Annotated in this window: 21 protein-coding genes and 1 tRNA gene; 8 read left to right on the top strand and 14 right to left on the bottom strand. The window is 40.7% G+C overall.

Annotated features, from left to right (window positions below; all coding sequences use genetic code 11):
* Window positions 1-3 precede the first annotated feature (3 nt).
* The 4 genes from J4E76_RS17205 to J4E76_RS17190 form a co-directional block, all read right to left on the bottom strand.
* Window positions 4-828: a hypothetical protein gene (locus J4E76_RS17205; RefSeq protein ID WP_208506018.1), complete on the bottom strand. Its 825-nt coding sequence runs from the start codon at window positions 826-828 to the stop codon at window positions 4-6.
* On the bottom strand, window positions 818-1,399 hold the full coding sequence (locus tag J4E76_RS17200) for an RNA polymerase sigma factor (RefSeq protein WP_208506017.1): 582 nt from the start codon (window positions 1,397-1,399) through the stop codon (window positions 818-820). The genes J4E76_RS17205 and J4E76_RS17200 overlap by 11 nt, the downstream gene beginning before the upstream one ends.
* Window positions 1,400-1,579: 180 nt before the next feature.
* Complete coding sequence (locus J4E76_RS17195) at window positions 1,580-4,045, bottom strand: PspC domain-containing protein (protein ID WP_208506016.1); 2,466 nt, start codon at window positions 4,043-4,045, stop codon at window positions 1,580-1,582.
* Between the two features lie 6 nt (window positions 4,046-4,051).
* Complete coding sequence (locus J4E76_RS17190; RefSeq protein ID WP_208506015.1) at window positions 4,052-4,384, bottom strand: PadR family transcriptional regulator; 333 nt, start codon at window positions 4,382-4,384, stop codon at window positions 4,052-4,054.
* Between the two features lie 326 nt (window positions 4,385-4,710).
* On the opposite strand from J4E76_RS17190, the gene J4E76_RS17185 reads away from it, so the two are divergent.
* On the top strand, window positions 4,711-5,832 hold the full coding sequence (locus tag J4E76_RS17185; RefSeq protein ID WP_236017529.1) for a PorV/PorQ family protein: 1,122 nt from the start codon (window positions 4,711-4,713) through the stop codon (window positions 5,830-5,832).
* Window positions 5,822-10,903 carry a C25 family cysteine peptidase gene (locus tag J4E76_RS17180; protein ID WP_208506014.1) on the top strand — a complete coding sequence of 1,694 codons (5,082 nt, stop codon included), beginning with the start codon at window positions 5,822-5,824 and terminating at the stop codon, window positions 10,901-10,903. Before J4E76_RS17185 ends, J4E76_RS17180 begins: the two co-directional genes overlap by 11 nt.
* Window positions 10,904-10,928: 25 nt before the next feature.
* Here J4E76_RS17180 and J4E76_RS17175 read toward each other — a convergent pair whose 3' ends face one another.
* From J4E76_RS17175 to J4E76_RS17140, 8 genes are all read right to left on the bottom strand, one after another.
* The gene (locus tag J4E76_RS17175) at window positions 10,929-11,288 is read right to left on the bottom strand and encodes a hypothetical protein (RefSeq protein WP_208506013.1); all 360 of its coding nucleotides are present in this window, start codon (window positions 11,286-11,288) and stop codon (window positions 10,929-10,931) included.
* A 59-nt stretch (window positions 11,289-11,347) separates the two neighbouring features.
* On the bottom strand, window positions 11,348-11,986 hold the full coding sequence (locus J4E76_RS17170) for a hypothetical protein (RefSeq protein ID WP_208506012.1): 639 nt from the start codon (window positions 11,984-11,986) through the stop codon (window positions 11,348-11,350).
* An 82-nt stretch (window positions 11,987-12,068) separates the two neighbouring features.
* Window positions 12,069-13,643, bottom strand: a complete 1,575-nt coding sequence (locus J4E76_RS17165) for a dienelactone hydrolase family protein (protein ID WP_236017528.1) — start codon at window positions 13,641-13,643, stop codon at window positions 12,069-12,071.
* 94 nt (window positions 13,644-13,737) lie between these two features.
* On the bottom strand, window positions 13,738-14,178 hold the full coding sequence (locus tag J4E76_RS17160) for a hypothetical protein (protein ID WP_208506011.1): 441 nt from the start codon (window positions 14,176-14,178) through the stop codon (window positions 13,738-13,740).
* 238 nt (window positions 14,179-14,416) lie between these two features.
* Window positions 14,417-15,517, bottom strand: a complete 1,101-nt coding sequence (locus J4E76_RS21230; RefSeq protein ID WP_208506010.1) for a Shedu anti-phage system protein SduA domain-containing protein — start codon at window positions 15,515-15,517, stop codon at window positions 14,417-14,419.
* A 349-nt stretch (window positions 15,518-15,866) separates the two neighbouring features.
* A tRNA-Leu gene (locus J4E76_RS17150) sits at window positions 15,867-15,948 on the bottom strand.
* A gap of 183 nt (window positions 15,949-16,131) precedes the next feature.
* Complete coding sequence (locus J4E76_RS17145) at window positions 16,132-16,428, bottom strand: putative quinol monooxygenase (RefSeq protein ID WP_208506009.1); 297 nt, start codon at window positions 16,426-16,428, stop codon at window positions 16,132-16,134.
* A complete protein-coding gene (locus J4E76_RS17140; protein WP_208506008.1) occupies window positions 16,428-17,183 on the bottom strand; it encodes an S-adenosyl-l-methionine hydroxide adenosyltransferase family protein in 756 nt (251 codons plus the stop codon). Before J4E76_RS17140 ends, J4E76_RS17145 begins: the two co-directional genes overlap by 1 nt.
* Window positions 17,184-17,274: 91 nt before the next feature.
* On the opposite strand from J4E76_RS17140, the gene J4E76_RS17135 reads away from it, so the two are divergent.
* The 4 genes from J4E76_RS17135 (at window position 17,275) to J4E76_RS17120 (ending at window position 20,610) form a co-directional block, all read left to right on the top strand.
* Window positions 17,275-18,246 (top strand): PhoH family protein, encoded by a 972-nt coding sequence (locus J4E76_RS17135; RefSeq protein WP_208506007.1) that lies wholly within the window; start codon window positions 17,275-17,277, stop codon window positions 18,244-18,246.
* Window positions 18,218-18,652 carry a GNAT family N-acetyltransferase gene (locus J4E76_RS17130; protein WP_208506006.1) on the top strand — a complete coding sequence of 145 codons (435 nt, stop codon included), beginning with the start codon at window positions 18,218-18,220 and terminating at the stop codon, window positions 18,650-18,652. Before J4E76_RS17135 ends, J4E76_RS17130 begins: the two co-directional genes overlap by 29 nt.
* A 105-nt stretch (window positions 18,653-18,757) precedes the next feature.
* A complete protein-coding gene (locus J4E76_RS17125; RefSeq protein ID WP_208506005.1) occupies window positions 18,758-19,654 on the top strand; it encodes a type II restriction endonuclease in 897 nt (298 codons plus the stop codon).
* Entirely contained in the window at window positions 19,651-20,610 is a 960-nt protein-coding gene (locus J4E76_RS17120) for a DNA cytosine methyltransferase (protein ID WP_208506004.1), read from the top strand. Before J4E76_RS17125 ends, J4E76_RS17120 begins: the two co-directional genes overlap by 4 nt.
* On the opposite strand, the gene J4E76_RS17115 is transcribed toward J4E76_RS17120, so the two are convergent.
* Both J4E76_RS17115 and J4E76_RS17110 read right to left on the bottom strand, forming a co-directional pair.
* Window positions 20,607-20,996: a cytidine deaminase gene (locus J4E76_RS17115; RefSeq protein ID WP_208506003.1), complete on the bottom strand. Its 390-nt coding sequence runs from the start codon at window positions 20,994-20,996 to the stop codon at window positions 20,607-20,609. The two genes, J4E76_RS17120 and J4E76_RS17115, sit on opposite strands and share 4 nt — an antisense overlap.
* 6 nt (window positions 20,997-21,002) lie before the next feature.
* Complete coding sequence (locus J4E76_RS17110) at window positions 21,003-21,836, bottom strand: hypothetical protein (protein WP_208506002.1); 834 nt, start codon at window positions 21,834-21,836, stop codon at window positions 21,003-21,005.
* A gap of 95 nt (window positions 21,837-21,931) precedes the next feature.
* On the opposite strand from J4E76_RS17110, the gene J4E76_RS17105 reads away from it, so the two are divergent.
* Window positions 21,932-22,705, top strand: coding sequence for an enoyl-CoA hydratase/isomerase family protein (locus J4E76_RS17105; RefSeq protein ID WP_208506001.1), 774 nt, complete (start codon window positions 21,932-21,934; stop codon window positions 22,703-22,705).
* 19 nt (window positions 22,706-22,724) lie between these two features.
* Complete coding sequence (locus tag J4E76_RS17100; protein WP_208506000.1) at window positions 22,725-24,659, top strand: ATP-dependent DNA helicase RecQ; 1,935 nt, start codon at window positions 22,725-22,727, stop codon at window positions 24,657-24,659.
* Window positions 24,660-24,683 lie beyond the last annotated feature (24 nt).

The following is a 24,683-nucleotide window of genomic DNA, read 5'->3' as shown; positions in this document are numbered from 1 at the left end:
TGATTACTTTTTATTGATATCGTCTTCCTCTTTATCGAGATCCTCATCCAAGTCTTCCTCTTCTCCTTCATCGCTGCCATATTTCAGGTCATTATTGAAGAAGTCGTTTTTGGATTTTCTCATTTCAGAGAGGCCAATCTTTCCGCTGTTAACGCCCTTAGCTACTGTAACCAAGCCACTAAGAAGACTGAAGCGTTTCTTTTTCTCTGGTATGTCAGCAACTACTGTATTGCTGTTAATAAATGAATCTAAATCGATCGAAAGGTCGATCATAAGGTTCCTTTGTGCCATTCTTTCGGTGATGTAGAATTTAGGAGCAAATCTTTGAGAAATGCTGATCATTTCGATATTCAAAGGCTCTCTAACAACTATGTCTTGAATGTCTTCAGCAGGTTGTTCGTTTGACGAGACAACATGGTTGACAGCTTCTCTTGAAGGTGCGGATATTACTTCATCCTCTTTCTCAGGCTTAGATTCTTGAGTATTCTCTGCTACTAACTGTTGTGGTTCTTTTACTTCAGGAGCGATTATCGGTGATTGAACAGGTTCAGGAGATTTTTGTGCTGGCTCTAATTTTTCTGTTTCTGGTTTTACGTTCTGACTAAGGCCGTCTGTTGGGAGCATTTCGCTGCCAGAATTGGCAAGCATAATCCAGCCAAAGGCAAAGACTAATAGAATAGATGCAGCAATGCTGATCCAGAAGTATATGCCTTTCTTAGATTTTGTAGGGAGCTGTGTCTCAATCTTCTCCCAAGCGGTTGAAGGAGCGCTTATTTTATTAGATGAGAGTCCTTTGCGGAACAAGTCATCGATTTTATTACCCTTCATATCTTACTTTTTTATCATTCAAATAATCCTCAGCTTCGATCAAGAGTTTTTGTAAATGTCCTCTTGCTCTGCTCAATTGAGATTTCGAAGTGTTTTCACTTACTCCCAATTGCTCTGCTATTTCCTTATGCGAAAAGCCTTCAATGGCATATAGATTGAAAACGGTCTTGTAACCTGAGGGTAGTCGATCTATCAATTTCTGTAGATCTTCCACCTCTAGCTGATCTTGAACCTGACGGTAATCAGGCTCTCTATCTGCTTTTTCAATCTCAACCTCCAAATACATGCTCTTATTCTTGCGGATGTATGAGAGTGCTTCATTAACCATTATTCTTCGAATCCAGCCTTCAAAACTTCCTTCTGATTTAAACTGGTCGATCTTGGTAAACACTTTTGTAAATCCGCAAACCAAAACGTCTTCTGCCTCAGAGCTGTCGCTGATATACCTACGGCATACAGCGAACATCATGGACGAGTACTTTTCGTACAGGTCCCGTTGCGCTTTTCTGTCGCCTTTACGGCAACCTTCGAGAAGCTTCTCTTCAGTTTTTGACCGTTTGATTTGAAGCATTTTTTGGTTGACTACACAGGGTAGATGTATGAATGATAAAATGGGTTGCACCCTAAGAGAGATTTTTTTTCTCAAAGGGCTGCATCCCTATGTAAAAGTAATATTAATGATGGTTTAATGTGTTTTAAATAAGAAAGGAGACAAGGACAACCTTGCCTCCTTTTAATCATGACCTTTGGGTTAGTATTTACTAATTGTTGCTGAGTTTCCTTCTTCAACTATATCCACTTCGGGATTGCCTTTGTAGCGGATAGATGAAAAGCCCAGGGCTTGGATTTTCAGGTAATCGCTCACGTTTACTCTCACACGAGCTTCTGAGCCGGTTTCAATATCTGCTTCTCTAACAATTGCTTCATAGGCGTAAAGCCTGGCTTTTTTGACTACGAGTGCCTCAAGTTTGTCGACTGTTGCAGACATATCCACTCTGGAATTACCCATAATTTTTAAGTCCAGCTTATCTATTGAGCCATCAATCGAGAATCTAGAGTCTTCATCAGTTCTGACTTCAAGGAAATCCATGTCTTTGGCCTCCATGGTCAACTTGGCACCATTCTTCAGTGTGATTCTGTCCACAGCCGGGGCACTTATGTAAATCTTGACATTTGACCAATTTCCACCCGAACCGTCTTCATCTATAACGAGTTTATCACTTGTGACACTACCAAGAACTCGATCTATTTTCGACTGTGGGCCTTCGATACTCACCGAGTATTTCTCGTCAAGTGTAAAGGTCACATCCATGTTGTCCCAGATTTCAATGGTTGAAAAATCTTCGACATTCAAAGAACGACTGTAATTGTTGCTGTTTGCATTTGACCTTGCTCTTGACCCTGTTTCTTCACACGTCAAGCAGTTCAGTCGACCATTGTCATCAAACATCCAGGTGTTCCTGTAGATTTGAAACCACGAGTATCGGTAGCTAAAGTGATGGAGAACTAAGCTCATATCTCTCTCTAGCTTGAAAGGAACGTTTTTCGGAATGTATAGTGTTACGTCTGCTTCTTGAAATCTAAACTCAGCTCTGTCATTAAAGGTAAGTTCAGAATCAAAAGTGATTTTAGAGCCCTCAACAGTATATTCATAACTAACATCCTGAGCGTTCATTTCCGCATCTCTAGGATTGCGACCTCTAGCATGGAATCTCTTTTTGATACTGAATTCCCCATCTCGACTTGCGATCAAGTCCAGGTCGGTGAATTCTGATTCCCATTCGTACTGCGTATTAGTTCTATATCTTCTGGAATCAAAACCTCTATTTGTGATTACATTAATGTCTAACAATAGGGTATCTGCTTCGATGTTCAAGACTTCGGATTCCTCATAGTAGCCTTCATCCCTGAAATCTCTAATCACATTAGGAACAAGTGCGAAAGAACCTACCACTGCTATCATCCAAATGCCAAGAATACTCCATCCTACAGAACTGCTCATTACACGTCTCTTAGCTATGATCGTAATGCCCGCAATAAAGACATAGAGGAATGGAATGAATATGGCCGTGAGTACAAAAAGGACGCCTAATTCTGGGAAGGTATTTGTGAACACCTCATATGGGAAGTAGGTGAAATCATCGCCATGGAAGAACCAATCTCCATTGTATAAGCCCATTAGTACCCCAGCGGTGACCAATAATGAGAACATTACAGAGAGGCCGACTATTAGTACAATACCTCCAGTGAATATCCTGATTGCCGCTACGATGAAAAGCATAAGAGGAGCAAGTGCCTTGCCCAACGCACTGAATACTCTGCCCACCAACCTGAATGGAAAGAGCAATACGGTAGTGAATGTGTTCTCACCCTTAGGGTTAAGACTTTCTTCTTTGGTTTTCTTAATGTTTGAATCAATGTTAGAAAGCGTCACTTTCTGACCTTTCATCTGCATTTTGTCCGTAAGCGAATTAGCCTTTGGAGCGATGATCCAAAGGATAATGTATGCTAAGACTCCTACGCCCCCGAAGGTTAAAAGAATGAATATAATCCGGAAAACTATGGCATCAGTTCTGAAGTAGTTTGCCAAACCGGATGCTACTCCTCCCAGGACCCTATCATCCGGGTCTCGATAGAGTTTTTTTACATTCTCGTTAATCACAAGGTTGTCGTTTCCTGGAATTACAACCCATAGAATTACATATACAAAGAGCGATAGGCTTGTAGGGAATAGGATAATGAACAATACTCGAACCCAAATGGAATCAATATTGAAATAGTGTGCTAAACCAGCAGCAACACCACCAATGAGTTGATTGCTTGTATCTCTTTCAAATTTTCTAGGACCATCTTCAGGTCTTTGTGCTTTTTTCTTATCTGATGTTTTCTTTTTTGACTCAGCCTTAGCATTGGTCTTGTCATTACTGGCTTGAGCAAAGTCAGCTTCTTCTTCCATGGCTTCAAAGTCAGAGATTTGACCCATGGTACTGATCAAGGCATTCACATCGTCATTGGATATGACTTGCTTACCGTCATCAAGCTTCTCTAAAAAGAGTTCTGCAATCCGACTTTCTATGTCAGCTATAATTTCTTCACTGTCTTCATAAGAGGCGAAGTACTTGTTGATGGAATCAAGGTATTTTTTGAATCTATCATAACCGTCTTCTTCTATGTGGAAGATGATGCCGCTTATGTTTATGCTTATGTTCTTTTTCATGACCGCTTACTTAGTATTTGAGATGATTTGAGAAGTTGAGGTGACGAGTTCTTGCCAAGTGCTGCCGAGACTTGTTAAAAACTCTTGTCCGGAATCTGTAATGGTGTAGTATTTTCTCGGTGGTCCCGAGTTGGATTCTACCCACTTATAGTCGACCAAGCCGGCTTTGCGTAACCTCGTGAGCAATGGATAGAGTGTGCCTTCCACCACCATAATTTTGGCGGAGGTCAGTTCTTCTAGCATATCCGATGCATACACTTCACCTCTGGAAATAATGTTCAGAATGCAGAATTCGAGGATTCCCTTCCGCATTTGCACCTGAGTGTTTTCTAAATTCATCTTGTTTTTCTTTTAAGATGTTGACCGTTGTAATGCAAACATACGTAAAAAGGTACTATGTGTTGCATAGTACTATACAAAAAATATTACCTTGCAGTATATTTGGGCCGTTTGTCGAGAGAGAAAACTATGCTAATGACACCAAGAAGACGGTTTTTGATTAAAAATTCACTGATTCAATAAGTTGTCCAATAAAATTCGTTTGATAGAGTAGGTATATTTATTTTTGAAGTGTATTAGTGCTGATAAAAGCAGTTTTGAGATCAATATTCAGAGTTTTCTGGGGGGCACTACTCATCCCCATCTTATTTTATCCCCTTCATACTTTGGCACAAACTACGCCAAAGTACAGCAACGAATTTCTTTCTATTGGAGTAGGCGCACGTGCATTGGGCATGTCAAATGCCATGACATCCGTAGTTGATGATGTAACTGCCGCCTATTGGAATCCTGCTGCGCTTACCGACATTGAACATCGCTACCAGTTTGCTTTTCAACATGCCGCTTATTTTGCTGGCGTGGCCAACTACGATTATATAGGGGCGGCTATGGCAATTGATACTGATAGCCACTTGGGCTTGGCCATTATCCGTCTGGGTATTGATGATATTCCTGATACCCGATTGCTATTTGACGATCAGGGAAGGATTGACTATAGTAGGATTCAGTTTTTTAGTTCATCGGACGTGGCTTTCATTCTGTCTTACGCCAGAGGGGTAAGCTTTATTGGTGGTGAAGACTTTATAGATGGTGGTGGGCTTACTTTTGGGACTAGCTTCAAAGTGGTAAGAAGGAAAATCGGCCCCTTTGCTACTGCCTGGGGTTTTGGTCTTGATTTATCGGCCAAATACCGAATCAATGATTGGGATTTTGGCTTAATGCTACGCGATATCACTACCACCTTCAATGCATGGTCAATTGACAAGGAAGCTTTAAGGTCTTCTTTTTCTCAGACCAATAACTCACTCCCAAGCAATACACTGGAGCTCACACTACCGAAATTAATCTTTGGCGCATCGCGCACTTTTACGCTGACGGATAAGGTTACAATGTTGGCTTCGGCCGACCTGGTATTCACATTTGATGGTCGTAGAAACGTATTGGTTTCGAGCAAGCTCTCTTCTCTCGATCCTCAGATGGGCTTTGAGTTTGGCTACGAAAACAAATTCTTTCTTCGAATGGGCTTCGGAAATTTTCAAAGGGTAAAAGACTTTTCTACTGGAGATGCGAGCTCTGAAACCACATTCTGGAGCTTTCAACCCAACATGGGTATGGGTGTGAAGTTGGAAGATTTTACCATTGACTATGCACTGACAGATATTGGGAATGTAGCTGAGTCTCCCTACTCACACGTTTTTTCAATTAGATATTCCCTAGAGGCACTACCAGGAATATATGCGCGTAACAAGAGAAGGATAAAAAAGAAGGAAGCGAAAGATGAGAATTAGGCTGGCATTATTCCTCTTCTTAATGACTGTTGTTGTCTCTGGCTTTGCCCAGCGTCAGGGCAACGAATGGATTAGTTATAATCAGAGTTATTTCAAGATTAAGACGGGTTCGGATGATATTCATCGCCTGACACCGGCTGCCTTGCAAGCTGCTGGGATTGATCTGACAACCTTAAATTTGTCAAACCTTCAGCTTTATCACCGTGGAACTGAAGTGGCAATCCATGTCGAAGATGGAGGAGATGGTGTATTGGATGGCAATGACTACATCGAATTCTATGGTAGAAGAAATGACGGTACGCAAGACACTGAATTGTTCTATCGAGCGGCTGATCAAATTCATAAGTACTACAACCTTTTCTCTGACACCACTTCCTTTTTCCTGACACAGGCTAACGATCCGGGCTTGAGAATGGAGTCAGTCAATATTGATCCGACTTCCTTGACGCCTATCAATCTGCATACTGAAGAGATTCTAGATATACAAACCAACAAGTTCAGCTTCGGACAATACTATCCTATTGGAAACCCTTCCGGGGAAGTGAAGCGATCACTTTATGACCGCGGCCAGATGTTTATGAGTCGAGAGATTATGCGTAATGACTTTGGCCTATCCCGTGACCTTAACTTTTTGGACATACCGCTTAATGGTATATCATTACAAGACGAATCTCAAGGGAAACCACAGCTTACGGTTCAAATCATTGGCTTCAACAACGTGCTACATAATGCTTCGGTCTATGTAGGTCCGGATACAGATAACCTTAGATTGATTCGTAAAGATGTTCACATCAACTACAATAATTTTGGCACTGTAAATACTCAGATTGAGTGGACTGATGTGGCAAATGGTCGTGTGATTGTTCGCGTAGAAACCGTTGGTTTCGATGAGGTGGTAGACGATCGGATGGCTGTGGGATATATAAGTCTTAAGTACCCTCAAAGAATTGATGCGCAGTCAGAGGATAAAAGAATCCACATAAACCCATCGGCTGGAAATCAGCGAGTAGAGATTGCCAATATCAATGGTGATGTCGGACTTTATGACCTAACTGATTATCAAAGACCCAAAAGGATCGCAGGGCAAGTTTCTGGAAATTCATTTATTGCTGGCTTCGGGAATGATGCTAATGGTAAGGAGCTATTCTTGAAAAGAACAGGTGACATTATCCAGCCGACCATCGAACCTGTGACTTTTAAGTTTCAAGACCTTTCGGCATTCAACTATTATATCATATCACATCCATATTTGAAACAGGCTGTTGACGGTTTTTATGACGATCCCGTTCAGGCTTATGTAGACTACAGAGAGTCAGTCGAAGGCGGTTCTTACAATGTACTATATGCAGATGCTCCCGATTTGTATGATGAGTTTGGTTATGGTGAGTTCACTCCCCTGGCCATTAGAAGGTTCATGGTATCGGCATACGCTCAAGGCGTTCCGGAATACCTCTTTATCATTGGAAAATCGAGTAGGGTAGATATTAGATCTCAACGTTTGCAAGATCCATTGGCGACATCCAGAAGAGAACTAGTCCCAACCATGGGCGCTCCTGGTTCTGATATTATGTATGTCGAAGCACTCGATGGAAGGGCACATTTTCCGACTTTCCCAGTGGGTAGACTCTCAGTTACGGAACCAGCGAATGTTGCTTACTATTTGGACAAGGCCAAGGAGAAAGAAGCGACTTTGAAAGACTCACCATGGACCAAGAACTTTATTCAACTCAGTGGAGGGCTGAACACAGACGAACTTAACCGTTTCAGGTTTTTTATAGATAAGTTCAAAGACGTTGTTGAAGACGACTACTTGGGTGCGGCAGTAACTAACCTTTCAAAAAGCAATAACAATGCGGTTCAAAATTTTAATATCTCAGAGCAGATTAATAAAGGAACCGGCTTCGTTACTTTTTTTGGACACTCTTCAGCAAGGTTCACGGATATCGATATCGGAAATGTAACTGATCCAAATTCAGGCTATGATAACAAAGGACGCTATCCGGTTTTCATAGTGAACGGATGTAGGGGTGGAGAAATATTCTTCTTTTCATCTTTTGGTGAAAACTGGATAGGTGCTCAGGATAAAGGAGCTGTCAACTTCCTGGCGCATAGCGATGTAGGGATTCCAAATGTCTTGGAAGAATATACTGAGAACTTCTATAAGATAATGGCTGACACCTTGTATATGACGCAGTCTATAGGTGAAATTCAACAACAGACTATTTTGAGACAGCTTAATGGCTTTCTACCAGATGATGCTGATTTTGCCGCTGTTGAACAAACAGTGCTTCAGGGAGATCCGGCATTACAAGTTTTTGCTCATGATAAAGTGGACTACATTGTTCGTGAAGAAGATATTTTTAGAGAATCAATTGATGGCAGACCTATCACATCAACGACTCAGTTCTTCAATCTTGGGGTTGTTATTAACAATGCGGGTAGAACAACGACCGACCCGGTAACTGTAACGGTGAGAAGGACATTATCAGATGGTAGGGTCTTAGAGTTGCCGGAAATCGAAGTGCCGGCAATTAGAAATAGAGATACCGTTTATTATGAGATAAGTAATCAAGGGCTCGATGTGTTTGGAGAGAACAAGTTTGAGGTTTTCTTAGATCTACAGAATGAGGTAGACGAGGGAAGCGAGTTGAACAATACGGCAGAGAGTGTTTTCTTCTTTACAGCATCCGGGACTTTCAATACTGCTCCAGCGAATTTCTCAACTATCAATGAGACAGATATTAGTTTAGTCCTTCAGTCGTCAGACCTGAAGGTGAATGACAAAACATTCAGAGTTCAGCTCGATACTGTGAACACCTTTGACAGTCCCTACCTGCAAACGACAACCTTAACTGGAAAAGGAGTGGCAACCTGGGATGTTGAATTACTTCCGGCCACTGTCAATGATACTATACGCTATTATTGGCGAAGTATTTTTGAGGAAGAATTAGCAGATGATCCTCAGCCTTGGACCAATTCCACATTTACATTTATTGAAAACGGAACAGAAGGCTGGGCACAGACAGAGTTTGATCAATTTGAGGAACTTAGTCTATCATCTCTCAGTAAACGTGAGGATGCAGACTCATGGATTTTTGCAGGAACCTCAACTACAATAGACGTAGCTACATTTGGTGATAACCACCCTTCAGGAGGAAGGCCATTGGATGTTACTATAGAGATCGATGGTTTCTCATTGTTTAGCAATGAGCCCAATCGCTTTTGTGCTACGAATTCCCTTAACGCAATAGCTTTTAACAAGGATAGTGGAAGACCTTACTTGATCTTACAGACACCAGGGCAGGAGTTTGAAACGCAAGATCCCTTAAACTGCGGTGTCACACCTCAGTTTATCAATAGGTTCACTCCATCCATGTTCAACGATGTCAATACAACAGGTGATCAGAGACTTCTCCGTCAATACATCAATGGAATGGATGATGGAGATAGAGTGCTCTTCTTCACCATTGGATCTGCGTTATTTAGTAATTGGGACAATGAAACCAAAGCTGATTTTGCTAGAGTTGGTGTCTCTATTTTTGACCTAAATACTATTTCTTCCAACAGTGATCCTTTGATTATTTTTGGTACTAAAGGAGCAGCTGAAGGGAGCGCAGACTTTATTCAAGGAGTACCTGCTGGTGCCGAACCAGATGCCTCTACAACAGAAATTAATTTTTCAACAACCATCAACGCAAGCACCGATAGCGGTACTGTCTTTTCACCAGTGATTGGGCCAGTAAGTCAGTGGGGCAGGTTGGTAAAAAATATTATTACAGACCCGGCTGAAGACGAAGTAGAGTTTGAAGTAAGAGGTCGACAAGTGGATGGAACAGAGGTGACTTTGTTTACCGTCAATAGTGTGGATGAAGTAGACTTAAGTAGTATTGACCCTAATCAATATCCTTTTGTAAGGCTTTATGTCAATATGGTTGATAGAGTTTCGGCTACTCCAGCTCAGTTGGATCAATGGTCGGTCAGTTATCAAGGTGTTCCTGAAGGAATTATAACGCTGCAGAACGATCGCAATCAAGATATTGAATTGGAGGAGGGAGAGCCTTTCAATGCAGCTTTCCAATTCACTAATATTTCTGATTACGACTTTCAGGGTAACCTGAACATCCGTTATAAGCTCACCAATCAAAATACTAATCAGGAAAGCACAGAGACGGCACAAATTCCTCCCGTAGCTGCAGGTCAGACAGTGGCTTTCGATTTGCCAATTGCAACAGCAGGGCGCATTGGTCTAAATGACTTAGAGGTAGTAATTAACCTTGGAGATGAGATAGAGCAATTTACGAGCAACAATGTAATTCGACTAGAGTCATTCTTTAATGTGATTCGAGACGAGGTCAGCCCAGCTATGGATGTCACTTTTGATGGCGTGTATATAGTTGATGGTGATGTCATTTCTCCAACACCACTTATCGAGGTGGAGCTTCGCGATAACAACAACTTTATTTTCAAAACAGATACCCTAGGTGTGGAAATGACTCTTACTGAGATTTGCGAAAGTGGGTGCGAACCGCAGCGCATTAACTTCTCCGACCCAAGAGTAACGTTTACGCCAGCTTCGGAAAACGAAAACTTTAAAGTGCAATATCAGCCAAATGAATTCTCAGATGGGACCTACCTATTCCAAGTGAATGCCACTGATGCCTCAGGGAATCAAGCAGGGATTGGGCCTTACGAGATCAACTTCGAAGTGGTGAATGAATCGACTGTCACGCACTTCTATCCCTATCCTAATCCATTCTCAACGAGCACGCGCTTTGTCTTTACATTGACGGGAAGTGAGATACCTGACCAGATCAAGATTCAGATCTTTACGGTATCCGGTAAGCTAGTGCGAGAGATCACGCAAAACGAACTAGGACCACTGCGTATAGGTAATAATATTTCAGAGTATGCTTGGGATGGTCGTGATGAATTTGGCGACCTTCTGGCCAATGGTACCTATCTCTATCGCGTGCAAATCCAGCATAGTAGTGGCAACAGTCTGACTAGACGATCTACCTCCAAAGACAAGGCCTTTGATAATGGCTTCGGTAAGCTGGTGATTATTAGGTAATATTAACGCCACGCCTTGTTTTGAATTATTTCATTTTTATAGCTTTTAGCTCTAAATTATTCTCACTTGAGGTAAATATTAGAGTATCATTTCTCATTAATAAGATCCATTTACTATTATCTTCATCACCTGCATTACCAATAATATTCAATAGCTTTTCTTTGGGTTCGTACTCCCAATTCCCAGTCTCACTTTTATCAGAATCCCCATCATAGCTATCGAAACTACCATCCTCCTTTAGGTGCATCCAGTTATTTTTCAAAACAATATGTTGGTCATTTTCGACAACACTTAAGATTTGCCATTTACCGATAAAAAAATTAGGAGACTGACTTGAGCAACTGAACAAGCAGGTCACCAAAATGATTATTAAACTTCTGTTCATAAGGTCTTGTTTGCATGGGTTATAACTTGTGTATAAAAGCGATGTAGCAAAATAGCGCCCTATTTGCGATATCCAGTGTTGTGTACAGTTGTCTTTTCAAACTCCCGTTTGAGTTTGCTTAATTTTTTAACGATCACATCACGGTTTTTACTTGACTTCACCCACTGAGGTAAATTTGTTATCATCGAATATTTATGTCTGCTATCACCTTCTCTGAGTTTGGCATTGACATATTCGTTTAGATAATCTAAATGGTCAATATTGTACAGCCAAAGGACATTGTCTTTTATACTTGTTTGAAACCAAAGGTCAAACCCAAAGTAGGGATCAGTAGGCTTGTCATTTCGGTATCGATACCATTGAATCTCATATGCTCTGACATCCTTACATACTTCACAGGCAACATTTGATGTTTCATACGGATCTCTTGTAGGCTCTGTGGTATGTGAAATTCTACTTCCGCACTTACCACAGGCTCGGTTTACAAACCCTTGAAGATATCCTGACCAACTATTATGATCCGTTTCTTGAAACCCGCAGTGATTGCAGTTGCAGACCGATTTATGCCCCCAAGGAAAAGGAATCGTATATTTTGGTAGCTCAGTCTTTACCATTGCCGGCTCAGAACACTTTGGACACTTAACCCAAATCTCTTCACTAAAATATACTGTCGGATATGGTGGTTTATTAAATCGCATTTTCAATTGAACACAACTAGCATGTTAATGTAAGATAGCAAAATAGACCCCAATTGCTTATAGCCAACGTTAGCAGCTGGCTTTATTTCCTTAATTGTCTCAAACGACTAATAGCGTTTTGATTTTGCGGATTCAACTCTAAGGATTTTTCAAAACTTTCAATCGCCTTTTCTTCGATACCATTGAACAGGTATCCCTCGGCCAAACTGTCGTAAAGATTTGCAGAATTCGGATAAAGTCTTGTTGCTAATAGAAACACGTTTACTCCTTGTGATGCGGTATTGGGGTTGAAAACCAGTTGTAGCCCAAGCGTGTTTAAGTTGCCTTCAGCTATTTTAAACGAAGGATGTTTTTTGATTATTGAATCATAGAATTGCGATAAGTTTTCATAGTTCTGACCTGACGCCAAATCATTAAAATCTCGAAAAGTAAAAATGTCCTCTATTGAGGACTGTTTAATTTTTTGGGTAATCAAGTCATTTGCTATTCCATTAGAGGACGGATCATTTTCAATAAATGTAGATGCCTTGTCAAGTTGATTTAGCGCTGAGTTCAAAAAATTTAAGGTGTAAAGCGTAACCAGCTTATACGACTTCATTATTTCAATATCGCTCTTGTCCTGTCTCTTGTCTCTATCTGCGAAGAGCACACCTAAAGTACTGAAATAACTATGCGTCAGATTGTGAAATTTTAATTGATGTGTCCTACTATTTGTGATGCTGTCAAATAATTGGAATCTCGTGTTAAGTTCGGCATCTATCTTATCTTCTATCAAGACAGTTTCGGGAATGTCTTTTTGTGCCATATGCATGTATGGAACATCTATATTTTGTGCATCAAAAGAAGGTGACTGATTTAATATTCCATATTGGTACCTTTCTGTCCCATCAAGACTAACAATGGCTTTCACTTTGTCATTGCGATTTTGGACGATGATATTCGATAAGCCACCAAAACTAAACCCCATAATTGCAATCTTGTCATTATCTGCAATCGGAATTTTACGTGCTTCTTTCATCAAAAACTCTACATCTCTCGCTTGAGTTTCCATTTCCATTGCATTGTTAATGCTGAACCAGCGAGTTTTAGTTCCTCGACTTGGACTTGATATGACGACAAAACCATGACTTGCCAAATACTCGCAAAGAGAAAAGTTTTCAATTGATGATGCTTGATAGCTTGGTGCGTAAATAACTACAGGAAACCTTCCTTTTGAGAATTCCGAGTTATGGTGTGCCGTAGTTTTTTCGACAAGATGTTTTTGATTCGCTGGAGTGTTAGCGTAGTAAAACCAGTTTAAGATTTGTTCATTGGGCAAATGTTCCCATTCCTCTTCTTCTTTGAGAATTTCGAGGTAATCTAAAACCTGGAACGGTTCTAGGTCATCTAAATTTTGTTCAGATGGATACCACATACTAACAGGAATAGGTCTATCGACTTCCTTGTTTGTATAGTCATAGGCTCTACTGTAAGTTCTTGTGCTATCAGAAGTTGTATAGTGCTTGAACCCTACATTGTATTTCCCCTTTTCAAGGTCAATTTCCGCAAGTGATGTTTGTGCAACAATTAAATTGGCTTGGAAGAGTATTAGAATCGGTAAGATCGTCAATCGCATAATGACTGGGTTAGTGATTGTTTGAAAGATGCGATTATCCATCTATTAGTTGCAGTCAGCTTGCCGCTATCTAGAATATAGAAGTTGAATATCACCCCATTTGCGCTATACCCTGTTGTACCCTGTTTTTTACTTTTCAATCATTGATACCTGTCTTAATTGCGCTTCTTGAAAAATCTTCTGCGGCTATCGGGTTATCAGCCAATCTCTGCAACATTGCAATTTGTCCGATATGTGTTAGAACGTCCGAAAAAGGTCCTTGAAAGAGTCTTTTCGAATAGTTAACATCTAAGTCATTTGAATTCAATAACTGGTCGATTCTGCTTAATTCAGTTTTAAATCGCTCGACTTCGTTTTCAAAATTCAATTTCTCTATTCCCTTTTGCGGCATTGACTCATGTTCAATAAAGAACCTTGTTGAATAGATGACATCGTTCATATGATGAACTATCTCTTTGGCGCTTCTGCTACCCTTGCTTAAACTAAAATCACCGAAAGTCTCATGGCTTCCTTTTACCGACTTTTCAAATCGATACTTTATAGTCGAGATAATGTGTCTTAGTAGTTCGTTCTTCATTTTAATGGTGTACAGCTGGTGAATAACAGCAATGTAGTGAAATGACCTCCAAGCCTATAATAGTTATGCCATTATGGTTGGGTTAATCACAGTCATTGTTATGGCTTGGGTAGGCTGGCGATTATAAGATAGGGTTAACAGTCTAACTAAGCTCTGTCTGCTTAACCTTTCAATTATCCCAAGAGCCTTTTGCAAGTGGCTAAAGCTCAGTGTATGTTAGGATCCTCCGGAGTTGCACCTATTTGTGTTTTCTTTCATAGCGGTTAAGAATTTGATCATAAGAAATAACTTCATAATTATCTGGCAACTCGTAATTAACATCCTTTTTTATTGCAGGATCAAGATCAGTTGTTCTTCCGATGATGAGATACATTGTGGGTTTGTAAATCTCAATATCATATTTGCTCTTTACAATGTTTCTGTTGTTCGAATCTTGAAAATAATTTGAATATGTTCTGAGTTGTGCAATTCCCTCCGCAACATTTTGTGAGTATTTTATTCTGTTTTTATTCGTTCCAGAGAATATTTTCTTTGTAGGGAGTTTTAGTTCAACAAGGTCTGAGTAATAATCATCATATGGTTCGAGAACGAAATCTGGGATTAAATTACCCTCAGTACTTTCCAATACAATCTTTGACCTCAGCTTGTGATAGTTATCATTGAAAAGTAAGAAGTCTGGATTCTTTTCAAAGAAAAAGTGCAGTTCTTGTTCCCGCACATTCTTTTTATTAATCAGATATTCAAACTCTTCTATTTTTTCCTTCACTGATGACGAATAAGATCGATAAGTCCTTAGGATATCAAATATTTTCTCGCTTGTAGCTTCGACCACTTTAAATTGTCCATCTTGCTTCGATAATGATACGCAACTAAGTTTTCCATCGATCAGGGTTAAGCCCATCATAGCCTCATTATCATCACCAATTCTTAGGTCATACTTATCTTTGGCAGAATTAAGGCTTTCCTCTATTGAAAAAACTGCCTTTAGTTTAGTTATTTCCAAAAGTCTAGTCATGTGTTCAGAAGGTGATAACAAAATCAATTCTCCTCCATTATTCCTAAACTTTGTCAATAATGTAATAAGAACACCAAGTCCTGCGGAATTAACATACCTAACCTGTTCTATATCCACTATTCCAAAATCGTATAAAATCCCTCTAGAATTTAATTCTTCCATTAGTATTGGACCATCATTCTCTCCAATTAAATCGCCTAGACATTTTAAAATCCAACAGTTACCCTGTTCTCTAATTTCAAATTTTATGTGGCCACTATTGGATCTTATGATTTTCTTTGGATCCTCGGGATGATACAGAAGCTTTTTTTTTCGAAAATTCATAAACGGTCATTTGAGGCTAACTAAGCTTGAAAACAATATAGTAAAATGGCGTTTAAGAGCGGTTATTTCAATAGTGCTTATGACACGACCGTTAAATTATCGCAGGCAGTATTGTGTTTTTTGTTGAGATTTGATTGTTTAAAGGATAGGAGTAGTCATCTGTACTGTTGTTGGTGTTCTCACCAACAACCTGGCAAACAAAAAAGGCCCCTCTATGAGGAGCCTTTTGTTTCTAGTACCCAGGGCCGGAGTTCCCGATATCCGCTGCGCTTCATCGGGATAGACTTCTCCTCCGGCTGATCTATAAACGACAAAAGCTCCTCTTGTGGAGGAGCTTCTATCGCTTATGTACCCAGGGCCGGAGTCGAACCGGCACGCCCGAAGGCATTGGTGTTTGAGACCAACGCGTCTACCAATTCCGCCACCTGGGCTGGTATTTGTCCTAAGCAACGGCTACCCCCCGAAGCTTCGGGGCCGCCACCTGGGCTGGTGCTTGTGCCTGAGTAGCGGTCTACCTCCTGAAGGTTCGGGACCGCCACCTAGGCATTCTTGAATTGGGTGTGCAAAAATGAGTAAAGATTTTTGATTATCCAACAAGCCGACCTACGAAAATATCAATCGACTTGAACGAATTTCTTGAGTGAAAAAGCAACCGGTTTTGCCGCAAACTTGCTCTTGGTATTGGTCCATACTTCGGCAAATAAATCTGAGTTTCTATAAGCGTTCAGTGCCTCTTCGTCTTCCCAATAACTGTAAGTAGAAAATACATTGGAGTCGCTATAATCCTCTAGAAGTTCTAGGTGACTGCAGCCCGCGAAATGTCTGATATTCTCCTTCTTCTCATCAAATAGTGAAAGAAAAGCATCTCTTTCCTCGGGTCTGAATGTCATCCTTACGATTCTAATCAGCATCAGTCTTCAAAGTGTATGATGACAGGGCTGTCATATTCAAGCCCTAATAGTTGTGCTCCATGCCCCTGATTGATGCCGAGCATCAATCGGCCGTTGGAACTGAAGGTAAAGAATACCTCTCCTGCTTCGACCTCAGAAATTTGAGCATTGACTTCCGTCACCGCATCTCGCCCAAAGGTAATCCGGTAAGATCGGTTACGGCTTAGAATGTCGAAGTCCGTTTTTTCGATATTGGTAATCAAGTTACCGTAGTGATCCACATGAATAACATGCCCAGCGATTTCCTTCTTGGTAGCTCGTGCCTTACGCGGCATATATTGAACAAAGTTTTCGCAAGGCCCACCAAATGATCCAGCCGAATCTCCCTTGGCTAATTTGGCAACAATTGCAGAAAGTTTGGAAAAGCCTTCGCCTGACTCCAGACTAATTTCATAGACTTCGGTTGGAGCCTTTTCGCTAACCAGGCTCATCACGCCATTATTGGCACCTACGAATAAATGTTCTTCGATGGCTGCAATTATGTATGAAGGAGGCTTCTGAGTGCTTTCATTCCCAATCAAATGAACCGTGCCGGCTGGAAACTCACGGAAAGTGCCGTGGAGGATGTGAGACATATGCGCCAAATCAAATGGTTTGACCTGATGACTAATGTCCACAATTTGGGCTTCAGGGTACTCTTTTAGAATGCCCGCCTTCGTAAACGCCACGTAATGGTCACTTAAGCCAAAATCTGATGTAAAAGTGATAAGGGTCATGAACGACTATTGGCGTTTATTCTATAATTTAGACGCCAACAAAATTATTGAAATTTTAAGCCTAGGCAATCACTAAAATCGCTTCTTACTATTGGTAGAAAAGCTAATCACACTTGAAAACATGGCTATGGTAGATTTCCTTGGTGTAGGAAATCGAAATATAAAAGAAGTAGCCTCTGCATTTCCGAAGAGCAAAATCGTCTCGAGAGGAAATGAAATCTTGATAAAGGGGAACGCATCCGAGATCATTCAGATCAACGATGTGATACATGCCCTTATCCAACACTATCATAAATACGGTAAGATTACGCGTGATAATGTGGAGGCTTATATTAAGCGCGAATCAGAATATATGGCCTCTGATGATCGTGATGATACCCTTGTCTATGGCACGAGAGGCGCTGGTATTAAGCCGAAGACTGCCAATCAGCGAGCCTTGGTAAAAGCTGTCAAAGACAATGATCTGGTCTTCGCGATAGGACCAGCCGGTTCGGGAAAAACCTATATTTCTGTGGCCATGGCCGTTCGTGCCTTGAAGAATAAAGAGGTACAAAAGATCATCATTACCCGCCCGGCAGTAGAAGCGGGTGAAAACCTCGGTTTTCTTCCGGGTGACCTTCAGGAGAAAATTGATCCCTATTTACGACCGATCTATGATGCCTTGGGAGATATGATCCCCATGGAAAAGCTTAAGAACTATCAAGAACATAATATCATCGAAATTGCACCGCTGGCTTATATGCGGGGTAGAACACTGAACAATGCCTTTGTATTGCTGGATGAAGCGCAGAACACCACCGCCATGCAGATGAAGATGTTCCTGACCAGAATGGGGCCGAACTCTAAAGTTATCGTTACGGGAGACCGCTCACAGGTCGATTTACCGCATCATCAAAAATCTGGGTTATCAGAGTCTGTGAGGCTATTGAGTAACGTAAAGGGGATTGCAACCGTTGAACTAACCACTAAAGACGTGGTTAGGCATAAGCTGGTTAAAGACATTATAAACGCATACGACAAAGAACAATCGAAAAGTGATAAGAGTAAAAAAGATAGAGACTGACCAGGAACTGCAGCAGGCATTCAAGGTTAGAGAAGTAGTATTTATTGACGAGCAGGCCTGTCCTCCAGAGGAGGAATTTGATGGCTTTGATGATGAATCCATTCACTTTATTGCCTATATCTCGGGAGAACCTGTAGGCACTAGCCGCTATCGTACAACTGACAAGGGTGTAAAGCTGGAACGCTTTGCGGTATTGAAAGAACATCGTGGTAAAGGAGTGGGCAAGCGCTTAGTCCAAACGGCCCTCGGTCAAATTGAAACTACTTTCGAGTCAGGTACTTTGCTCTATCTACATGCTCAGCTAGATGCCATGCCGCTATACTCACGCTACGGATTCCAAAAAGTAGGTGAGAAGTTTGTAGAGGCCAGTATTGAGCACTTTCTAATGAAGAAGGTTTTGAGTTGATTCAGGTTTATGTATTGTAAAATGAATTTGGTTTATTGCTCAATAAATGGTCGAAAGAGTATATAGTTGTAGACCTCGAGAAAAACTTTCCAAAGTAGAAATCATATGAGTGACATTACACTAATTTTCGACCTGCCCGAAGATGAATTGAAATGGTGGAAGGCTACAATTCAAGGGTTTAGAAATAACATTGTAAGGAAACCGTCTTACTACGTGTTTAAGGTCACTGGAGATGAACTGGGAGACTCGTCTCGATTTAAAGACGATATATCCAGTTCTATAAGCACCCTACGTGAGAATTGTTGGAATATTTACTTAAAGGATGAGGTGAATTTTCATAAAGAGGTTATTTCCCATTTAGTTATGCACAGGGATATACCTAGAACTATTCTTGAAAAAGTTATAGAAAACAACCTCTTGTCAGAACTTGAAGAGAATCGATTTAATCAAAGTGAATTGTTTGCCAAACTTAGTCTGGTTGTAGGTGACTTTGCAGGGCGTATTATGCCTTATATTTATCAACTAAGTTTGAGCACTACGAACTCAAGAAGGTCAAGGGCGGGTTCGACTTTTGAAGCGCTAATAGACTTCTTTATAACAAGGGTTTATAATTACCCTTACGAAAATCAAGCAGTCTTAGGTACGAAATTTTACTCTGAAAATGGAGTGGGAAAGATGGTTGATGGTGTAATTCCGAGCCGGCAAGCCTATGAGCAAAATAGAAGCAAGTGTCTTATAATTACAATGAAGACTACTTTGAGAGAAAGGTGGCAAGAGGTTGTAGAAGAGTTGAACAGGACAAATATTCCTCACATTTACCTTTTGACATTGGATGAGGGGCTTACAGAAGGCGTTTTGATACAAATGAAATCTCAGAATATTACGGTTGTGACTTACCATTGGATTAAAACAAAATACGAGAATTACGATAACGTCATTGACTTTGACACTCTGTTCAAGGACGAAATACCTCATACCTTAAATTATTGGACTAGTAAATGAATGTTGTAGATCTTTTTGCAGGAATTGGTGGGATAAGAAGGGGCTTTGAACAAGCTTCAGAGGGCTTTAATTTCGAAACTAGATGTGTTTTTACATCAGAATGGGATAAATATGCTGTGAAAACTTATAATGCTAATTACCCCGATGAGGTTATTTTTGGAGATATTACCCAAGTAGAGACTCAGTTAATACCTGATCATGATATCCTTTTAGCAGGGTTTCCTTGTCAACCGTTCAGTCAGGCAGGTAAGAAACAGGGTTTTAATGATACTAGAGGGACTCTTTTCTTTGATATTGAGAGGGTCTTACGGAGTAAGTTGCCTCAAATGTTTTTGTTAGAAAATGTTAAACAACTAGTTGGGCATGACAAGCAGGACAAACGTGATAGGTTTGGACGGACATTCTCAATTATCTTGGAAACTTTGGAGGACATTGGCTACAAAGTTTACTGGAAAGTATTGAGAGCTCGAGATTTTGGCTTACCACAGAATAGGGAAAGAGTGTATATAGTGGGTTTTTTAAATCATAATGTTGAATTCCAATTTCCTACTCCTGACGAGAACAACACGACTAGATTAGGTGATATTTTATCCGATGTAGTTGATGACCGTTATACAATTTCAGACAAATTGTGGGAAGGTCATAGAAGAAGAAAAAGGGAGAATAAGTTAAAAGGAAAGGGTTTCGGCTACAGCCTGTTTAATCATGATTCACCCTATGCTAATACACTTAGTGCCAGATACTATAAAGATGGTAGTGAGATATTAATACAGCAAGACGGGCTTAATCCACGTAGGTTGACCCCGAGAGAGTGTGCTAGGCTTCAAGGCTTTCCAGAAGACTTTATTTTGCCCGAAGAAGTCTCTGATGCGCAATTGTATCGTCAATTTGGAAACAGCGTTGCAGTCAATGTTATAAGGGAGTTAGCCAATGAAATGCTTAAACACGCCAATTAATAAGGGTAGTGTGGCATTAACTCTGATGCTTTATAAAACTTAGTTTCACCTTGTATAGAATTTTGAATCCCGACAATTGTATCGGGCCCACCAAACTGAAAAATCCAGTCCAAGCATGTGCCACAAGGTGTAAAAAATTCTCTTTGTGCTACAATGGCAATTGCTAGAAACTCTTTCTCTCCAGCTCCAACCATGGTAGATATCGCATTCACTTCAGCATGAATATCTTTGTTTCTATAAGTTTGTTCTATATTACAGCCACCAAAAATGTTTCCTTGTTTTGTTATCAGTGCGGAGCCAACTTTTGTGTTTCCTAGAATGCTTGCATTCTCACGTGCTTCCCAAGCTCTTTGAAATAAGGAATCCCAATCCAATTTAATTGACATCTACTGCTATTTTTGTTTAGTTGAATCTTTTCTTGGCATTTCTTCTTCTTTAACTCTCCTTGCATCGGAAGAGTCATTGACCATTAAAGTTGGCTCAATATTAGATATATTGGTCAATTTATTTTCAAGAGAATCTATCTTTCTGTTCAACTTTTCTATGTTCCTCTCTTTATAGCTATAAATGAATGCTGGGGCTACATAGTTAAACATTAAAAAGGCACCAATCGAGATGGCGGCAGCAATCACACTAATCTTATTGAACCAAAAGGACATCCCATTTTTCAAATTGTCTGTTGCCTTATCAGTCAATTTGGTGAGTGCATCGTCAATATTGAGAAATTTATCACCAAGGTAGGCTATTGCCTCATCCCTTCTTTGAATCTCATAAACTTTTTCAGCAAACTGAAATACATTAGTGTCCTTTGAGACTTTCGGCATGTTCAATTTGTGAAATGTCAACCTGAGAAACGGCTCTCCTTTTTTTATTTTAACAGCAACACGACCGAAATTGATGAGATGACTTGATATTTTTCCTTTGTACCCAGAATCAATTATTCCAATGTTAATCGCCAATAAGCCTTTTCTGGACATTCCATTCTTAATGGTTGTATAGCACATAATATCCTTTGGCATTTCAAGGTATTCATCCGAAACAATCGAGACTATTCCCTGTGGCTCTAGAGATATTTCGTTGTACTCAATACCCTTATTATCGAATATTTTACCAATACTTAAGTTGTAACTACCTTGAGTAAGATGATTTTCTTTTAGATCCGAAATAATAATTTTTTGTCCATCCGCATCTTGATGGCTCTTTATCTCTTCGTGGTTTAAGATCATGTGTTATAGTGTCTATTGTTTCTTTTAATTTAGTGATTATTAGCTTCAGGCAATAGGGAAAAACCAACGTATCAGGAGTCGATTAATAACAGACAATGGAAAAGCAGGAATTTGTGAGATACATGGTAGCTGATCAGGTTGCTACCATAACCTTAAATAGACCAGAAAAGCGGAATGCTCTAAATGCACAAGTAGTCACCGAACTCAAGGAGGCTTTTGCTTTTGCTGCCAGTGATGATAAAGCGAAGGTCATTGTACTTGCCGCAGCAGGTGATGCTTTTTGTGCAGGTGCCGACTTGGCTTATTTACAAGAGCTTCAGCAAAACACCTATGAGGAAAATCTGGCCGATTCGAACCACCTGAAAGAACTTTTCTATCAAATCTACACTCACCCTAAAGTAGTGATCGCCCGCATTCAAGGGCACGCCATTGCTGGTGGAAGTGGATTGGCCGCGGTCTGCGATTTCTCTTTTGCAGCTGCTCATGCGAAGTTTGGTTATACGGAAGTGAGAATTGGTTTTATTCCGGCCATCGTAATGGTCTTTCTATTGAGAAAGATCGGGGAGGGAAAATCTAAGGAGCTTTTACTTTCTGGTGACTTGATAGATGCGCCACAGGCGAAAGCAATGGGGATGGTCAATGACGTTGTTCCATCAGATGAATTGGATGATAAAGTTTCTGCCTTTGCCCAAAAACTTGCTGAGAAAAACTCAGGTCAATCCATGAAGGCAACCAAGCAAATGATCGCCCAGGTTCAAGCCATGAGCTTAGAGGAGGGACTGGACTATGCAGCTGAGCAAAATGCTAAAGCCAGAGCGACAGAAGATTGTCAAAAAGGAATAGCAGACTTCCTTAACAAGCAGAAGTAACTAGACGTTTTATTGTTTCATGGACCAACAGATTGATATTCTTAAGCATTACTGGGGTTTTAACACCTTCAGAACTTTGCAGGAAGAGATCATTCAGTCGGTGCTTGATGGTCATGATACCCTGGCACTCCTTCCGACAGGAGGGGGCAAGTCCATCTGCTTTCAAGTACCAGCCATGGCACAACCGGGCTTATGCCTTGTGATCTCTCCTCTGGTCGCTTTGATGAAAGATCAGGTCTATCAACTCAAAGAAAGAGGAATAAGCGCCATTGCCCTGCATGCCGGACAGTCCAAAAGAGAGATTGATTACGCACTAGACAATGCCATAAACTCCGAATTGAAATTTCTCTATTGTTCACCTGAAAGACTCAAAACAGAGATATTTCAGGCGAGGATCAAAAGGGTACATGAAACTCGCGGTGTTTCATTAATCGCTGTCGATGAAGCACACTGTATCTCTCAATGGGGCTATGACTTTCGGCCTGCCTATTTAGAAATTGAAAAGGTCCGTGAGCTCTTGCCTGACACGCCTGTTATTGCTTTAACTGCTACGGCTACGCCAAAGGTTAGAAAGGATATTCAAGACAAGCTTGCCTTCAAGAAGCCGAAAGTCTTCACAAAGAGTTTTGCTAGGGCAAACTTGTCCTATTCGGTGCGATTTGAAGAACACAAAGAGCGAAAGCTTTTAGAAGCCCTCAATAGAGTGGGGGGCTCGTCTGTCGTGTATGTATCTACCCGAAGGCATGCGAAAGAAATAGCGTTGATGCTTGGTAAACAGGGGATTTCGGCTGACTTCTACCATGCTGGTCTTACCCACCAAGAGCGAAGTCAGAGACAGGAGGACTGGATACATAACCGTACGAGAGTAGTCGTTTCCACCAATGCTTTTGGTATGGGCATCGATAAGCCTGATGTACGTTTGGTAGCCCATATGGATCTGCCTGATAACCTAGAGTCTTATTATCAAGAGGCGGGCAGAGCAGGTCGTGATGAGCGTAAGGCTTTCGCATTGATCATTAGCAACCAAAAGGATATTGATGATTTAAGAAAAAAGACGGAGCAGTCACTGCCGGGAATGCCTCTGATCAAAGATGTCTATCAAATGCTAGGCAACCACTTTCAGTTAGCCAATGGTAGTCATCCGGAAACAAGCTTCGATTTCGATTTCCAGGCATTCTCGCAACGATTTGATCGGCATCCATTAGAAGTGTTTAATGCAATAAAGGCCCTACAAGAACATGGACTTATCCACCTGACCGAGGCCTTTTACAGTCCTTCGAAAGTGATCTTTTTACTAGATCAGCGAAAGATGTATGAGTTTCAAGTTTCGAACTCAGGTTTTGACGCTGTCATCAAAGGACTTTTACGCCTATATGGGGGCGAGCTCTATCATCAGAGTATTCAAATTCAAGAGACCAATGTTGCCGCTTTGCTAGGTACTTCTACCGATCAGGTGCGCGATCTGTTAAATGCACTGTCGGAACGTGAGATAATCGATTATCAGAGGCATAAGGATCAACCACAGCTTACTTATTTGCTACCAAAGCAGCAGATTGACCAATTGCCCATCGATCAACAAGCCCTTGAAGCCAAGAGACGGCTTAAACTTGCGAAGATGGAAGCTGTCATAGCCTATGTGCATGAGCGCAAGCAATGCAGAACTCAGCTTTTGCTATCGTATTTTGGTGAAACTGATTATGACCATTGTGGTATTTGCGACAACTGTATTGAGAAGGCTAAGCACCAAGATGATGAAAAGGAAAGAAAACATTATAGGTCACAAATACTTCAACTGTTGAGTGCTTCACATCAGTTAAATGAGGAAAAATTGGTGGAGACTCTAAAGCCAAAAGACAAGTCAATGTTTCTTGACCTACTTGCCGAACTGATCGACCATGGAGAGCTTCATTATGATGATTATGGCCATTTAAATATCTCAAGAACCCATAAATAGCCCTTTTAGACTGATGATAATTCA

The sequence above is a fragment of the Roseivirga sp. E12 genome (genome assembly GCF_017592825.1).
Classification (GTDB): Bacteria; Bacteroidota; Bacteroidia; order Cytophagales; family Cyclobacteriaceae; genus Roseivirga.
Note: the sequence above shows the minus strand (reverse complement) of the source record. Positions and strands in the feature narration are given on the sequence as shown.

Coding starts and splice junctions, on each gene's coding strand:
- J4E76_RS17205 (WP_208506018.1), bottom strand. CDS start 828: ATGAAGGGTAATAAAATCGATGACTTGTTCCGCAAAGGACTCTCATCT.
- J4E76_RS17200 (WP_208506017.1), bottom strand. CDS start 1,399: ATGCTTCAAATCAAACGGTCAAAAACTGAAGAGAAGCTTCTCGAAGGT.
- J4E76_RS17195 (WP_208506016.1), bottom strand. CDS start 4,045: ATGAAAAAGAACATAAGCATAAACATAAGCGGCATCATCTTCCACATA.
- J4E76_RS17190 (WP_208506015.1), bottom strand. CDS start 4,384: ATGAATTTAGAAAACACTCAGGTGCAAATGCGGAAGGGAATCCTCGAA.
- J4E76_RS17180 (WP_208506014.1), top strand. CDS start 5,822: ATGAGAATTAGGCTGGCATTATTCCTCTTCTTAATGACTGTTGTTGTC.
- J4E76_RS17175 (WP_208506013.1), bottom strand. CDS start 11,288: ATGAACAGAAGTTTAATAATCATTTTGGTGACCTGCTTGTTCAGTTGC.
- J4E76_RS17170 (WP_208506012.1), bottom strand. CDS start 11,986: ATGCGATTTAATAAACCACCATATCCGACAGTATATTTTAGTGAAGAG.
- J4E76_RS17165 (WP_236017528.1), bottom strand. CDS start 13,643: ATGGATAATCGCATCTTTCAAACAATCACTAACCCAGTCATTATGCGA.
- J4E76_RS17160 (WP_208506011.1), bottom strand. CDS start 14,178: ATGAAGAACGAACTACTAAGACACATTATCTCGACTATAAAGTATCGA.
- J4E76_RS21230 (WP_208506010.1), bottom strand. CDS start 15,517: ATGAATTTTCGAAAAAAAAAGCTTCTGTATCATCCCGAGGATCCAAAG.
- J4E76_RS17145 (WP_208506009.1), bottom strand. CDS start 16,428: ATGCTGATTAGAATCGTAAGGATGACATTCAGACCCGAGGAAAGAGAT.
- J4E76_RS17140 (WP_208506008.1), bottom strand. CDS start 17,183: ATGACCCTTATCACTTTTACATCAGATTTTGGCTTAAGTGACCATTAC.
- J4E76_RS17125 (WP_208506005.1), top strand. CDS start 18,758: ATGAGTGACATTACACTAATTTTCGACCTGCCCGAAGATGAATTGAAA.
- J4E76_RS17120 (WP_208506004.1), top strand. CDS start 19,651: ATGAATGTTGTAGATCTTTTTGCAGGAATTGGTGGGATAAGAAGGGGC.
- J4E76_RS17115 (WP_208506003.1), bottom strand. CDS start 20,996: ATGTCAATTAAATTGGATTGGGATTCCTTATTTCAAAGAGCTTGGGAA.
- J4E76_RS17110 (WP_208506002.1), bottom strand. CDS start 21,836: ATGATCTTAAACCACGAAGAGATAAAGAGCCATCAAGATGCGGATGGA.
- J4E76_RS17105 (WP_208506001.1), top strand. CDS start 21,932: ATGGAAAAGCAGGAATTTGTGAGATACATGGTAGCTGATCAGGTTGCT.
- J4E76_RS17100 (WP_208506000.1), top strand. CDS start 22,725: ATGGACCAACAGATTGATATTCTTAAGCATTACTGGGGTTTTAACACC.